This is a genomic window from Tepidibacter formicigenes DSM 15518 (assembly GCF_900142235.1).
GTDB classification, from domain to species: Bacteria; Bacillota; Clostridia; order Peptostreptococcales; family Peptostreptococcaceae; genus Tepidibacter; species Tepidibacter formicigenes.
The window spans coordinates 69804-85486 of record NZ_FRAE01000004.1; the positions used below are offsets into that span (position 1 = coordinate 69804).

Below are 15683 nucleotides of genomic sequence, written 5' to 3' on the forward strand. Positions count from 1 at the left end.
AGGGTTGTAGATACTATGTCAACATATCCGAGAACAAAAAGAATAGGAGAAGAAATAAAAAAAGTAGTAAGTAGATTATTATTAGAAGGGATTAAAGACCCTAGAGTTTCTACTTTAGTTAGTGTTACTGATGTAGATGTTACTTCTGACTTAAAATATGCGTATATATATGTAAGCGTACTTTCTGGTGATAAAGAAAGTACTTTAAAGGGACTTAAAAGTGCTAGTGGATTTATTAGAAGAGAAGTTGGTAAAAATATAAAATTAAGATATACTCCAGAAATTATATTTAAATTAGATGAGTCTATAGAAAAAGGACTTTATATGTCAAATTTAATTAAAAATCTTAATATCAAAAAAGAAGATGATGAGAATGAATAATATAATTAAAGCTATAATGGGAAGTGATAATTTTATTATCACTTCCCATTATAGTCCAGATGGAGATAACTTAGGATCATCAATAGGACTTTATTATGGGCTTAAAAAACTTAATAAAAAAGTAATTTTTGTATTAGATGATACACTTCCTAAAAATTTAAGCTTTCTATATGAGGATATAAAAATATATAAATCAGAAGAAATAGATATAGATGATTATATTTTAATATCTCTTGATTGTGGAGATAAGGATAGACTTTGCTGTAGTGAAGAAATAAAGAAAAATTGTAAAATGCTTATAAATATAGATCATCATAAAAGCAATGACAATTATGGTGATTTAAATTATGTTGACTTTGAAGCTTCTTCAACTTGTGAAATTATATATGATTTATTAAATAATATAGATAAAAAAATTATTGATAAAAAAATAGGAAATTGCCTTTATACTGGACTTATAACAGATACAGGAAATTTTATGTATTCAAATACTAATTCAAGTAGCTTCATAATGGCTTCTAATTTATTAAAACTTGAAATAGATAAAGAAAATATAATAAAAAATTTATATCAAAACAATCCTTTAAATTATGTAAAGATATTGGGAGATACATTAAACACATTAGAAGTTATTGAAGAAAAAATAGCAACTATTGATTTGACCTGTGAGATGTTTAAAAAGAATGCTATAAGTTTTAATGACGCTGATGGATTTGTAAATTATGCAAGAGATATAAAAGGCGTTGAAGTTGGAATTTTGTTCAAGCAAAAGGAATCTAATTTAGTGAAAGTAAGCTTAAGATCTAAATCATATGTTGATGTAAGTGAGATAGCTAGAAAATTTGGAGGAGGAGGCCATATAAAGGCTTCTGGATGTACAATAAAAAATTCTTTAGAAAATGTAAAAGAAATGGTAATAAAAGAAGTATTAGAGCATGTTTAAGAGAGTGATAATATGAATGGAATACTAAATATATTAAAACCAACAGGAATGACATCTCATGATGTAGTATCTAAAATAAGAAAAATTACTAAAATAAAAAAAGTAGGACATACTGGAACGCTAGATCCTAATGCTGCAGGAGTACTTCCTATATGTATAGGAAAAGCTACAAAAATATCTGAAATGATATTGAATAAAGAAAAAACTTATATAGGAGAGCTAACATTAGGAATACAAACGGATACTTATGATTCTTTTGGGCGCATAATAGATAAAAAAGATGTTATTCATATCAATGAAAAAGAAGTATATGAAGCATTTGAAAAATTTAAGGGAGAAATAAATCAAACTCCTCCTATCTATTCAGCCATTAAAATAAAGGGGAAGAAGCTTTATGAACTTGCTCGAGCTGGACAAACTGATGTTAATATAAAACCTAGAAATGTATTCATAAAATCTATAGAAATAAAAAATATAAGTGAAAATAAGATATTATTTGAGGTAACCTGCTCAAAAGGAACTTATATAAGAAGCCTTTGTAAAGATATAGGTGATGAACTAGGAGTTGGAGGACATATGTCCTTTTTACTTAGGACTTCATCTGGAAGTTTTGATATAAAAAATTCTGTTACACTAGAAGAATTTGAAGAAGCATCAAATAATGGTAATCTAGAAAAATATTTATTTAATATAGATTATCCACTAGAAAACTATAAGAGCATAAATATAAAAGAAAGTGCTTATAAAGCTTTTTCAAATGGTAATGTAGTATATAAAAAAGGTTTAATAACATTGAATAACTATGAAAATGAAGAATTAGTTAAAGTTTATATGAAAGATAAATTTTGTGGTATTGGAAAAATAATATTTATAGATGAAAGAATATCTTTAAAAAGCTATAAATTGTTTTTATAAATATGGAGATGTTTAGGATGAAAATAGTTAAGGATTTAAAAAAAATAAATTTGAAAAATAATACGGTTGTAACTATTGGAAATTTTGATGGAGTTCATATAGGACATCAAAATATAATAAACAAAACTATATCAATAGCAAAGGAGAAAAATTTAAAAAGTATTCTTTTTACTTTTTCTAATCATCCTATAAATTTTTTTGTTAATGATAGTATAAAAAATTTAATGACAATTCAAGAAAAGTATAATTTTATAAAAAATATGGGGATTGATATAGTTTTACCAATACCATTTAATGAATCTATTATAAAATTAACTCCAGATGAATATATAGAAGAGATACTTATAAAAAGACTAAAAGTAAAAGAACTAATCATAGGTCATGACTTCAAATTTGGCAAAAACAGAGGTGGAAATGCTGATTTTTTAAAAAAAGTTGCTCAAATATATGATTTTAATGTAAGGGTTATTGAGCCTATTAAAATTGAAAACATTAGAGTAAGTAGTACTTATATTAGAAAGTTATTAGAAGAAGGAAATATTAAGAGGGTAAGAAAGTTTTTAGGAAGAGAATATAACATTAATGGAGTAGTTGTACATGGTAAAAAAGTAGGGAGAAAATTAGGGTTTCCAACTATTAATCTAAAAGTAGATGAAGATATTTTAATCCCTAAAATTGGAGTCTACCGTACAAAAGTTAAAATAGAAAATGACTTTTATGATGGAGCAACAAATATAGGGTATACTCCTACAATACAAAATAAAAACTTTTCTATTGAAACTTATATAATAGATTATAATGGGGATTTATATAAAAAAGAAGTGTCTCTTTATTTTATTGAAAGAATTAGAGATGAAATTCAATTTAAAACAATAGAAGAATTAAGAAACCAAATGAAAAATGATGTAGAAAAGATAAAAAGAAAAAAATATATTTACTTATAGGTAAAATTGTGCTATAATAGATTTTGTTGTCAACCATTGCTCGGCATTTGATTCACCGACCAATGCTTAGCAATAGGGGATAAAAAATATGGAGGTGTTAAATATGTTAGATACTAACAAAAAACAACAAATAATCGATACTTACAAAACTCATGAAGGAGATACTGGTTCTCCAGAAGTTCAAGTAGCTTTACTTACTGCTAGAATAAATGAGTTAAATGAGCACTTAAAGATTCATAAAAAAGATCATCATTCAAGAAGAGGTCTTTTAAAAATGGTTGGTACAAGAAGACGTTTACTTAAGTACCTAAAAGAAAAAGATTTAGACAGATATAAGACTTTAATTGGAAAATTAGGATTAAGAAAATAATGAAGGGCAGGGCTTACCTGCTCTTTTTATAATACTAATAAATTGATTTTTATTAGGGAATAATATTTACAGACATATTTTCAATAAAATTGTTTACTAAAATTAAAATTTGTAGTATCTTTTACCTATGAGAGGAGGTAAATTATGTATAAAAATTTTGAAATGGACCTAGCTGGAAGAAAACTTTCTGTAGAAATTGGAAAAGTTTGTGAAATGTCAAATGGAAGTTGTATGATAAAATATGGTGATAGTGTTGTTCTTGTAAATGCTTGTGCATCATCTGAGCCAAGAGAAGGAATAGATTTCTTTCCATTAAGTGTTGATTATGAAGAAAGGCTTTATTCTGTTGGTAAAATACCTGGAGGATTTATAAAAAGAGAGGGAAAACCATCAGAAAAAGCTGTTTTAACTTCAAGATTAATAGATAGACCTATAAGACCCTTGTTTCCAAAAGGATATAGAAATGATGTACAAGTTGTAGCAACTGTTATGTCTGTAGATCCACAATGTACTACAGATATTGTTGCCATGATAGGTTCATCTGTAGCTCTTTCAATATCTGATATACCATTTAATGGACCTACAGGATCTGTTTGTATAGGATTAATAGATGGTAAATTTATTGTAAATCCTACAGTTGAAGAAAAAGAAAAAAGTGATATGCACGTAGTTGTATCAGGCACTAAAGATGCTATTATGATGGTTGAAGCAGGAGCAAATGAAGTTTCTGAAGAATTAATGCTAGATGCTATTATGTTTGCACACGAAGAAATTAAAAAAATAGTTGAGTTTATAGAAGGTATTGTAAAAGAAGTAGGTAAAGAAAAACAAAATGTAATTTTATATAAGCCAGATGAAGAAATAGAAAAAGAGGTTAGAGTATTTGCATCTGAAAAGATGAGACAAGCTATAAAAACAGTTGAAAAGCTTGAAAGATCTGAAAATATGGAAAAGGTTAAGATGGAAACTGTTTTATACTTCGAAGAAAAATATCCAGAAAATATTAAAGATATAGAAGAGGTTTTACATACTATAGTAAAAGAAGAAGTAAGAAATATGATTACAAATGAAGGCATAAGACCAGATAATAGAAAGCCTGACGAAATAAGACCTATTTGGTCTGAAATAGGTATTCTTCCAAGAACTCATGGCTCAGGACTTTTCACAAGAGGACAGACTCAAGTTTTAACAGTGGCAACACTCGGTGCTCTAGGTGATGTTCAAGTTCTAGATGGACTTGAAGATGAAGAAGATAAAAGATATATGCATCACTATAACTTTCCTGCATATAGCGTAGGAGAAACAAGACCTTTAAGGGGACCAGGAAGAAGAGAAATAGGACATGGGGCACTTGCTGAAAGAGCACTTGAACCAGTAATTCCAAGTAAAGAAGAATTTCCATATACAATAAGACTTGTATCAGAAGTTTTAAGCTCTAATGGATCAACATCTCAAGCTAGTGTTTGTGGAAGTACTTTATCACTTCTTGATGCAGGAGTTCCTATAAAAGATATGGTAGCTGGTATTGCCATGGGACTTATAAAAGAAAAAGATAAAGTTGCAATACTTTCGGATATACAAGGCATGGAAGACTTTTTAGGAGATATGGATTTTAAAGTAGCAGGTACCCAAAAAGGAATAACAGCAATACAAATGGATATTAAAATAGCTGGAATAGATAGAGATATATTAAAAAATGCTCTGTCTCAAGCAAGAGTAGGAAGAATCCATATATTAAATGAAATGAAAAAGACAATAGATAAACCTAGAGAAGAAATGTCTCCTTATGCTCCAAGAATAATAAAATTAAATATACATCCAGATAAAGTTAGAGATGTAATAGGACCAGGAGGAAAAACAATAACAAAAATAATAGAAGAAACTGGCGTTAAAATAGATATAGAAAAAGATGGAGAAATATTTATAGCATCTCCTGATGGAGAAATGGGAAATAAAGCAAAAGATATGATAATTGCTATAGTTAAAGAGCCAGAAGCAGGAGAAGTATATAAAGGAAAAGTTACTAGAATAATGAATTTTGGAGCTTTTGTTGAAATACTTCCAGGTAAAGAAGGATTAATCCATATTTCTAATATAGCTCATGAAAGAGTAGAAAAAGTTGAAGATGTTTTAAAAATAGGAGATGAAGTTGAAGTTAAAGTAACGGAAATAGATAAACAGGGAAGAATAAATCTTTCAAGAAAAGCATTAATTGAAAAAAAGGAATCAAAAGAAAAAGAATCAGACCAAAAATAATAAGCACAAAGAAGTGCTTATTTTTTTTGCATAAATTCATAACCCTTTTAATACATATATAGTGGAAAGATATATAAAGGAGATGAATTTATGATAGTAATATTTAACAAAAAAAAAGTTTTGGCATTAGCATTTATACTATTGTTAATAGGGGTTGGATTTAATTTAAGAGATTTTTCTGTAAAATCTTTTAATAGCATTAATGAACCATTTTATAAAGGAAACAAAGAAAATTCAAATTATGTAGCTATAACATGTAATGTGGATTGGGGAAATGAATGTATAGATGAAATGCTTAAAATATTAAATGAAGAAAATATAAAAATAACTTTTATGGTAACCGGAAGATGGGCAGAAAAGTATCCTGAAATTCTTTTGAAAATTAAAAAAGAAGGACATGAAATAGGAAATCATGGATATAAGCATATTGATTACAGTAAGTTAAATTATAACTTAAATTACAGAGAAATAAAAAAATCAAAGAAAATAATAGAAACTATTATTAAAGAAAAAACAGTATTTTTTGAACCTCCATCAGGATATTATAACAAAGATACTGTAAAAGCAGCTCAAGATCTTAATTATATACCTATAAAATGGAGTATAGATACAATAGATTGGAAATATAAAGAGAATCCTAATGAAATAATAAAGAGAGTTAAATCAAAGAAAATAGAAGATGGAAGTATTATTTTAATACATCCAACTAAAGGAAGTGTTGAGTCTTTAAAAGCTATAATAAATATAGTAAGAGAAAATGGCTATGAAGTAGGAAAACTTAGTAATATTTTTAAAGTTGAATAAAATCATAATGTAAATTATAATTAGATGTGTAAAGTTTAAACTAATAGGGAGGAAAAAAGTTGTATAAAAAACATATTTTAGATAATGGATTAGTTATAGTAGGGGAAGAAATACCATATGTTAATTCAGTAAGTTTTGGATTATGGATAAATGTAGGTACAAGATATGAAGATAAAAATATAAATGGAATGTCTCACTTTATAGAACATATGCTTTTTAAAGGGACTAAAAACAGATCTGCAAAAAAAATAGCCCAAGATATAGATAATTTAGGTGGACAAATTAATGCATTTACAAGTAAAGAATCCACTTGTTTTTATGTTAAGATGTTAGATGAACATATTTATACAGGAATTGATGTAATATGTGATATGATTTTAAATCCTTTATTTTTAGAGGAGGATATAATTAAAGAAAAATCAGTAGTACTTGAAGAAATTAAAATGTATGATGACTCACCTGAAGATTTAGCTCATGATTTACTATTTGAGTTGATTTATAAAAATGAAGGGTTAGGAATGAATATATTAGGAACAAGAAATTCTTTAGATAATATAAATAGAGAATCTGTGATAGAGTTTTTTGATAATTATTATGTACCTAAAAATTGTGTAATATCTATTTGTGGTAATTTTAAATTTGAAGATATAGTTAGCCTTTTAAATGAAAAACTTAAGGGATGGAATAATAATAATTTTAATAGCATAGATATAAATAAATGTGAATTTAATAGTGGAGTTGTTAAAAAAAATAAAGATATAGAGCAAATAAATTTGTGTATGGGACTAAAAAGTATAGAACTTGAAAGTAATGAAGTATATGCACTATCAGTAGTTAATAATATATTTGGGGGAAGCATGAGCTCAAGGCTTTTTCAAAATATTAGAGAAGAAAAAGGTAGTGTATACTCTATATACTCTTATCCTACTCTTCATAAAAAATCAGGGGTTTTAAATATATTTGCAAGTACAAGTGAAAAGAATTTAAATAATGTTTATAGTTCAATTCTTGATGAAATTAAACTTTTAAAAGATAATTATTTGACAGCTGATGAAATAGAAAAATCTAAAGAACAATTAAAAGGAAATTATATATTGGGACTTGAAGGTATTGGTAGTAGGATGATGGCTATAGGAAAATCGCAGCTTTTACTTAAAAAATTAAATACTCCAAAAGATATAATAAATAATATAAATAGTATAACCATTAATGATGTTAAAAATGTTATAGATAAAACTTTTAATATAAACACTAGTGCTGTTTGTATAGTTGGAAAGGATGTTGAAAATATAAAGATATAGGGGGATTAACATGAAATTATCTTCTATTGCTGGAAAAGAAATTGTTAATTTAACTACAGGGGAAAGATTGGGGATTATAGCAGAATCTGATTTAATTGTAGATGAATCTACGGGTAAAATAATTTCTCTTGTTATTCCTAAAGATAGGAGTTTTTTTTCTTTTAAAAGAGACAACAAAGTATTAGAGGTTCCTTGGAAAAATGTAAAAAAAATAGGTAATGATATGATAATAATTGAATATGAAGGAAATATCTAACTGTGGAGGGCATAAATATGAATATATTAGTTCAGAAATTTGGAGGGACATCAGTAGAATCCTATGAAAAAATGATTAAAGTATCTGAAATAATAAAAGAATATAAAGAAAAGGGATATGATTTAGTTGTTGTGGTTTCAGCAATGGGTAGAAAAGGGGCACCATATGCAACAGATACATTAATACAATTATGTAAGGAAATAAATGAAGAGCCATCATTAAGGGAACTTGATCTTATAATGTCTTGTGGAGAAATAATATCAGGAACACTTCTTGTTAATACTTTAAAAAATATAGGTATAGACTCTGTATTACTTACAGGAGCTCAAGCGGGTATAATAACTGATGGAAAGTATGGTGATTCTACAGTTATAGATATAAGTCCTATTAGAATACATGATGAGCTTTCCAGTGGCAAGGTTGTGATTGTCACTGGATTTCAAGGTATAACAAAAAAAGGAGAAGTTACAACCTTAGGAAGAGGAGGAAGTGATACATCTGCTGTTATAATAGGAAAAGGGATAAAGGCAAAAACAGTAGAAATATATACAGATGTAGATGGAATAATGACAGCTGATCCTAAAATAGAGCCTAATGCTAAGATAATTAAAAATATAAATTATGATGAAGTATTTCAAATGGCTGAAAAAGGAGCAAAGGTAATTCATCCTAGAGCAGTAGAAATAGCAAAAAATAGTAATATTGTTTTAAAGATAAAAAACACATTAAATCCAAAAGAAGGAACAAATATATGCTCCTATACTCTTACTGACATAGATTCTTATAGGGTTAATGAGAAAAAATTAATGACAGCTATAGCACACAAAAATGATATAATTCAAGTTATGATTAAAAATTGTAAAGAAGATATATTTACTGATATTTTAAATGAAATGAAAAAAAATGGTATAAGTATAGATATGATTAACTTTTTTGTAAAAGAAAAGGCATTTACAATAGATTCAAATAAACTTAAAATACTTAAAAATATACTTGATTCTTATAAGTTAGAATATAATTTAATAGAAAACTGTTCAAAAGTTACTTTAATAGGCTCTAGAATAACAGGAATACCTGGAGTCATGGTAAAAATAGTGAGAGCTTTATCAAAAAAAGATATAAAAATACTTCAAACATCAGATTCACATATGACTATATCTTGCTTAATTAATGAAAAAGATTTAAAATATGCTGTTAATGCTCTTCATGAAGAATTTAATTTATTTGAAGAATAAGCTACTTAAAATTGTAGCTTATTTTTTTGTCTTAAATTATATATGATTGGGCAAAATAAATTTATGAATTAAAAAATTAAAATAGGAGGAAGTCATGGATAAAAAGAAAATTGAAGATAAAACAAAAAATAAAAATATGGTTGAAGACATTAAGCAGTTAGGAACTCCAAATTTGCCTTTTGAAAATAAAGAAATTCAATGTATAACTATAATAGGAGAAATAGAAGGACATATGGTATCAGCACCTCAGAAAAAAGCAACTAAATATGAACATATAATTCCCCAATTATATGCAATAGAAGAGAATCCAAATATAAAAGGAGTATTAATAATATTAAATACAGTAGGAGGAGATGTAGAAGCAGGACTTGCAATATCTGAACTTATAAATAGCTTATCAAAACATACTGTTACATTAGTTTTAGGAGGAAGTCATAGCATTGGTGTTCCTTTGGCAACATCAGGAGATTATTCATTTATTGCTCCTACTGCAACTATGACAATTCATCCAATAAGAATGAGTGGACTTGTAATTGGAGTAAGTGAGACTTTCGAATATTTTAGAAAAATGCAGGAAAGAATAATTAATTTTATAACTAGAACTTCTAAAATTGATAGGGAAACATTATATGAGCTTATGAATTCAAGAGATGAACTTGTCAATGATGTAGGAAGTGTTCTTATTGGAAAAGAAGCTGTAGATTATGGTATAATAAATGAAGTAGGAGGATTAAAAGAGGCTTTAAACCATCTTAAACAATTAATTTCTAAAGAAAAATCCAAAGAGAAAGAAGAAGAAAAATTAGAGGAAAATTCCCAGAAAAATAAATAATATGTTATAATTAAAAAATAAAAGTGTTAATGTCTTTGACATTAACACTTTTATTAATGTAATAATATACTATGTTTATGTAAATAATCAAAGATAGTTTTGGTAATATTTTTATTATTTAAAGAGGTGGTTTTTTTGAGCAAAAGAAGAAATAAAAAAGAAAAGAAAAATCAAATTAAACTAGATAGTAAGTTTAAACAAGAATTTAATTCTTTAAGTTTAATATTTTTAGGATTATTTCTTTCTTATAGTTTAAAAACTGATTCAATGGGTAAAATAGGATATTTTATTAAGGTTATGTTTTTAGGTTTTTTTTCAAAACTATCTATAATTATTCCATACATAATAATATTTTTAGGAATTATACATTTAATTAATAATGATGAGTTAAAAAAAATTAAAAGTTATAAGCTTTATTATCCTTTTATATTTATTGCAATGTTAATTTATGGACTTATGAAAAAAGATTTTATACCTATAGATAGTCCTTTCCTACCAGAAAATTTAAAGGTTATTTTCTCTATATCAATTGAAGGCAGTGGAAGTGGTATGTTTAGTACTATAATAGCTTATTATTTTATAAAATTATTTGGAGTAAAAGGGTCTTATATTGTAAGTATTTTTTGCTTAATAATTATCGTTTTATTCAGTTTTAATATATCTATAGAAGAGACTATAAATAAAATAAAAAGCTTGTTAGTAGATAATTTTGTAGTATTCAAAAGTTTTGTTGTAAATTTTGTAACAATTGAAGAAAAACCAACTAAAAAAAGAAAAAATAAAAAGATTGTAAATATAAATAATGAAATTGCAGCTGAAACTGAGGTAGAACAATCAATAAAGATAGTGGATTTTAACAAAAATCTTCAAGATAATACTGAAATTATTGAAAATAATTATTCTACTGACAAAAAAGAAACAAAATTTAATGATAAAAATGATGAAAAAGAAATAGAATCTAAAAAGGAATTAAATAAAGATAATCAAGAAATAAAAATAATCACAAATTCTGAAAGTGAAAAGTTTTTAGATTATAAAAAACCTAGTACGGATTTATTGTTTAAGGCAAATAATATAGTAGACCCAAAAGATAAAAAACAAATACTTAAAAATGCAAAGCTTCTAGAGAAAACATTGAAAGATTTTGGTGTAGAAGCTCAAATAAATCAAGTTACTAAAGGTCCTACTATAACAAGGTATGAAATTCAACCAAAGGCAGGGGTTAAAGTTAGTAAAATAGTAGGTCTTGTAGATGATATAGCTTTAAGTTTAGCAGCAAAGAGCATAAGAATTGAAGCTCCGATTCCTGGTAAATCTGCTATTGGGATAGAAGTTCCAAATGACGAAGTTCAACTTGTTACTTTAAGAGAAGTTATAGAATCAGATGAATTTTCGAGTAATAATTCTAAGCTTTCATTTGGACTTGGTAAAGATATATCAGGTAGGCCTATAATTACAGATATAGCTAAAATGCCTCACTTACTTATAGCAGGTGCTACAGGTTCTGGTAAAAGTGTTTGTGTAAATACTTTAATAAATAGTATATTATATAAAGCAAAACCTGATGAAGTTAAATTTTTAATGATAGATCCTAAGGTTGTTGAACTTACAAATTATAATGGAATTCCTCATCTTTTAATACCAGTAGTTACTGATCCCAAAAAAGCTGCTTATGCTTTAAATTGGGCAGTAACTGAAATGAATAGAAGATATAAACTATTTGCAGAAAACTCTGTAAGAGATATAACTGGTTATAATGAAAAAGTAGAGGAAAAACTTCCTAAAGTTGTAATTATAATAGATGAGCTTGCGGATTTAATGATGGTAAGTCCTAATGAAGTAGAAGATGCTATATGTAGATTAGCTCAAATGGCAAGAGCGGCTGGAATGCATCTTATAGTTGCAACTCAAAGGCCTTCTGTTGATGTTATAACAGGTGTTATTAAAGCCAATATTCCTTCAAGAATTGCTTTTTCAGTATCATCTCAAGCTGATTCTAGAACTATTCTTGATATGGGGGGAGCAGAAAAGCTCCTTGGTAAAGGGGATATGCTATTTTATCCTGTTGGCTCTCCAAAGCCTGTGAGACTTCAAGGTGCTTTTATTTCCGATAAAGAAGTAGAAAGTGTTGTTAATTTTGTTAAAAGTCAAGTAGAAGAGGTAAACTATACTGAAGATATAATAGAAAATATAAATAAAGGAGTTACCTTTGATTCATCAGATGAAGATGATTTATTAAGTGAAGCTATAGGATTAGTTGTAAATGCAGGTCAAGCTTCTGCTTCAATGCTTCAAAGAAAATTTAGAATAGGTTATAATAGAGCAGCAAGACTTATTGATCAAATGGAAGAAAGAGGATTAATAGGACCTAGTGAGGGGAGTAAACCTAGAAAAGTTTTAATAACAAAGGAAGAATATGAAAGTACGGTAGGTGAGTAGTTTGAATAGGGGTATAAATTTAGAAGAGGCTTTAAAACTTGAAAATGCAGTATTTGTTGATGTAAGATCTCCTTTAGAGTATAAAGAGGATAGGATTATTAAATCTATAAATATTCCTATTTTAGATGATAAGGAAAGAAAAGTAGTTGGAACTATATATAAAAAAGATGGAAAAGAATCTGCTGTAGAAAAGGGATTAGAGTTTACATCTAAAAAAATAAAAGATTTGTATTTAGAATTTAATAGTTTGTCTAAAAGCTATAAAAACATAGTTGTGTACTGTTCAAGAGGAGGAATGAGAAGCGGATCAGTTGTAAATTTCTTTTGTAATTTAGGGATAAATATGTATCAGCTTAGAGGAGGATATAAAAGCTATAGAAATTATGTTATAGATTTTTTAGAGAATATAGATGAAAATTATAAATTTATTGTTCTTCATGGATTAACTGGAGTTGGAAAGACAGATGCTTTAAAATACCTAAATAAAAAAGGAGTAAAAGGTTTAGATTTGGAAAATATAGCCAAAAATTGTGGTTCTGTATTTGGTCATATTTGTTTTAAAGACAATCCTCCTAGTCAAAAATTATTTGAATCTTTAATATTTAATTACATAAACAATTCAAAATCTAAATATATATTTATAGAAAGTGAAAGCAAAAGAATAGGATCAGTTCTTATTCCAAACTCCATATATAATACAATGATAGAAAAAGGATATCATATTTTACTTGAAAGTAGCATAAATTCTAGAGTTAAAAGGTTAGTTGAACAATATATAAGTTTAAATTATAAGGAAGATACTGTAATTTTAGATGCTTTAGAAAAGTTAAGAAAAAGATTAGGAAATGAAAAAATTGATTATTTAATTGAAAAATTAAATTCAAAAGAGTATGCTATAATAGCAAAAGAACTTATTGTTAACTATTATGATCCTTTGTACAAATATTCTATTGATAAATTTGCTTATAATCATATTATAAGCTGTGATAAATTTGAAAAAGCCATGGCAAAATTAATTACAATTTACGAAAGACTAGAAAGAAGGGAGTTAAATAAATGAGTTTAAAAATAGCGTTAGAATCACTTGGATGTTCCAAAAATTTAGTTGATGCGGAGGTAATGCTTGGAATACTAAAAAATAACGGACATAGACTTACAAGCAACTTTGAACAAGCAGATGTAATAATAGTAAATACATGTGGATTTATAGAATCTGCAAAGGAAGAATCTATAAATGCTATATTAGAGTTTGCACAATATAAAGAAAAAGGAAATTTTAAAATTCTTATAATGACTGGATGTCTAGCTCAAAGATACAGTAATGAGCTTAAAGATGAGATTCCTGAAATTGACGCTATTGTTGGAACAGGAAGCTATTCTAAAATAGCAGATATAATAAAAAGATTAACTGAAGAAAAAAATATAGTTGAACTTGATGAACTTGATTTTGTGTATGATGAAACACTTCCAAGATACTTAAGTACGCCAAGCTATATGGCATACTTAAAAATTGCTGAAGGATGTAATAATCACTGTACATATTGTATAATACCTAAATTAAGAGGAAAATATAGAAGTAGAAAAATAGAAGATTTATTAAAAGAAGCTAAAAGTCTTGCAAATCAAGGAGTGAAGGAATTAGTTGTAATAGCTCAAGATACAACAAGATATGGAATTGATTTATATGGAGAAGAAAAACTTTCTTATCTATTAAGAGAACTTTCTGAAATAGAAGAATTAAAATGGATTAGGGTAATGTATTCTTATCCAGAAGCATTAAGTGAAGAAATTATAAGAGTAATAAGTGAAAATAAAAAAATATGCAGTTATTTTGATATACCAATACAGCACTGTAGTGATAGAATATTAAAGTTAATGAATAGAAGAACAACAAAAGATGATATAAAACAAAAAATAGATTTAATAAGAAAAAACATACCTGATGCTGTACTTAGAACTTCTATAATAGTAGGATTTCCAAGTGAAACAGAAGAGGAGTTTGATGAATTAAAAGAATTTGTAAAAGAAGTAAAATTTGATAGATTAGGAGTATTTGCATATTCAAAAGAAGAAGGGACTGCGGCTGCAAAATTAGAATATCAAATATCAGATAATATAAAAGAAGAAAGAAGAGAAGAATTAATGCTAATTCAGCAAAAAATATCTCTTAAAAAAAATAGATTTAAAATAGGTAATGTATATGAAGTTTTAGTAGAGGAAAAATTAGAAGATAATGTTTACATAGGAAGAACATATCAAGATGCTTATGAAATAGATGGTCTTGTTTATGTAAATACAGATAAAGAACTAGAGATTGGAAGCTTTGTTGATGTAAAAATAAATAATGCCCTAGAATATGATTTAATGGGAGTGATATTAGATGAATCTTGCTAATAAGTTAACAATGCTTAGAATTGTATTGGTTCCTGTATTCGTAATAATAATACTATCTGACATAAAAAATTCACTACTTATTTCTGCTGCTGTATTTTCTTTAGCATCTGCAACAGACTTCTTAGATGGATACATTGCTAGAAAGTATAATTTAGTAAGTAATTTTGGTAAATTTATGGATCCTTTAGCAGATAAGCTTTTAGTAGCTTCTGCCTTAATAACAATGGTAGAGCTTAATTTAATACCTTCTTGGATGGTTATAGTAATAATATCTAGAGAGTTTGCTGTAAGTATATTAAGAGCAATAGCAGCATCAAGTGGAATAGTAATAGCAGCTAGCAAGTGGGGAAAAGCTAAAACTATATCTCAAATATTTGCTATAATCATGATTCTTTTAAATATACCATATTCAAGTATAATTATGTGGATTGCAGTATTACTTACTATTTATTCAGGATATGATTATATATATTTAAACAGAAATTTATTCAAAGATATGGATTAGAAAACATAGTCAAAAAGCTCTGATACATTTGTATTAGGGCTTTTAATATGTAATTATAAAAATATAAATCATGCTGAATAATATAATAGATAATTGACTATAAAGAAA

15 protein-coding genes are annotated in these 15683 nt (G+C 26.8%); all 15 read left to right on the forward strand.

Going from position 1 to position 15683, the window contains the following annotated elements; translation table 11 throughout:
* Positions 1-15 precede the first annotated feature (15 nt).
* The 15 genes from rbfA to pgsA all read left to right on the forward strand — a co-directional run bounded on the left by rbfA (position 16) and on the right by pgsA (position 15575).
* On the forward strand, positions 16-381 hold the full coding sequence (gene rbfA / locus BUA77_RS00395; protein ID WP_072886431.1) for a 30S ribosome-binding factor RbfA: 366 nt from the start codon (positions 16-18) through the stop codon (positions 379-381).
* The gene (locus BUA77_RS00400; RefSeq protein WP_330389928.1) at positions 374-1324 is read left to right on the forward strand and encodes a DHH family phosphoesterase; all 951 of its coding nucleotides are present in this window, start codon (positions 374-376) and stop codon (positions 1322-1324) included. Before rbfA ends, BUA77_RS00400 begins: the two co-directional genes overlap by 8 nt.
* A 12-nt stretch (positions 1325-1336) precedes the next feature.
* Positions 1337-2239 (forward strand): tRNA pseudouridine(55) synthase TruB, encoded by a 903-nt coding sequence (truB, locus tag BUA77_RS00405; RefSeq protein WP_072886433.1) that lies wholly within the window; start codon positions 1337-1339, stop codon positions 2237-2239.
* 17 nt (positions 2240-2256) lie between these two features.
* Positions 2257-3183 (forward strand): bifunctional riboflavin kinase/FAD synthetase, encoded by a 927-nt coding sequence (locus BUA77_RS00410; protein ID WP_072886434.1) that lies wholly within the window; start codon positions 2257-2259, stop codon positions 3181-3183.
* A gap of 103 nt (positions 3184-3286) precedes the next feature.
* Positions 3287-3553 (forward strand): 30S ribosomal protein S15, encoded by a 267-nt coding sequence (rpsO, locus tag BUA77_RS00415; RefSeq protein WP_072886435.1) that lies wholly within the window; start codon positions 3287-3289, stop codon positions 3551-3553.
* A gap of 144 nt (positions 3554-3697) precedes the next feature.
* On the forward strand, positions 3698-5809 hold the full coding sequence (pnp, locus tag BUA77_RS00420; RefSeq protein ID WP_072886436.1) for a polyribonucleotide nucleotidyltransferase: 2112 nt from the start codon (positions 3698-3700) through the stop codon (positions 5807-5809).
* Between the two features lie 90 nt (positions 5810-5899).
* Positions 5900-6613: a polysaccharide deacetylase family protein gene (locus BUA77_RS00425; RefSeq protein ID WP_072886437.1), complete on the forward strand. Its 714-nt coding sequence runs from the start codon at positions 5900-5902 to the stop codon at positions 6611-6613.
* Positions 6614-6672: 59 nt separating this feature from the next.
* Positions 6673-7914 carry a M16 family metallopeptidase gene (locus BUA77_RS00430; protein WP_072886438.1) on the forward strand — a complete coding sequence of 414 codons (1242 nt, stop codon included), beginning with the start codon at positions 6673-6675 and terminating at the stop codon, positions 7912-7914.
* Between the two features lie 10 nt (positions 7915-7924).
* Positions 7925-8170 (forward strand): YlmC/YmxH family sporulation protein, encoded by a 246-nt coding sequence (locus BUA77_RS00435; RefSeq protein WP_072886439.1) that lies wholly within the window; start codon positions 7925-7927, stop codon positions 8168-8170.
* 17 nt (positions 8171-8187) lie between these two features.
* Entirely contained in the window at positions 8188-9405 is a 1218-nt protein-coding gene (dapG, locus tag BUA77_RS00440) for an aspartate kinase (RefSeq protein WP_072886440.1), read from the forward strand.
* Between the two features lie 94 nt (positions 9406-9499).
* On the forward strand, positions 9500-10237 hold the full coding sequence (locus BUA77_RS00445; protein ID WP_072886441.1) for a ClpP family protease: 738 nt from the start codon (positions 9500-9502) through the stop codon (positions 10235-10237).
* A 135-nt stretch (positions 10238-10372) separates the two neighbouring features.
* Positions 10373-12676, forward strand: coding sequence for a DNA translocase FtsK (locus tag BUA77_RS00450; protein WP_072886442.1), 2304 nt, complete (start codon positions 10373-10375; stop codon positions 12674-12676).
* A gap of 1 nt (position 12677) precedes the next feature.
* Complete coding sequence (gene mnmH, locus BUA77_RS00455; protein WP_072886443.1) at positions 12678-13736, forward strand: tRNA 2-selenouridine(34) synthase MnmH; 1059 nt, start codon at positions 12678-12680, stop codon at positions 13734-13736.
* Positions 13733-15070 (forward strand): 30S ribosomal protein S12 methylthiotransferase RimO, encoded by a 1338-nt coding sequence (gene rimO / locus BUA77_RS00460; RefSeq protein WP_072886444.1) that lies wholly within the window; start codon positions 13733-13735, stop codon positions 15068-15070. Before mnmH ends, rimO begins: the two co-directional genes overlap by 4 nt.
* The gene (gene pgsA, locus BUA77_RS00465) at positions 15057-15575 is read left to right on the forward strand and encodes a CDP-diacylglycerol--glycerol-3-phosphate 3-phosphatidyltransferase (RefSeq protein ID WP_072886445.1); all 519 of its coding nucleotides are present in this window, start codon (positions 15057-15059) and stop codon (positions 15573-15575) included. The genes rimO and pgsA overlap by 14 nt, the downstream gene beginning before the upstream one ends.
* Positions 15576-15683 lie beyond the last annotated feature (108 nt).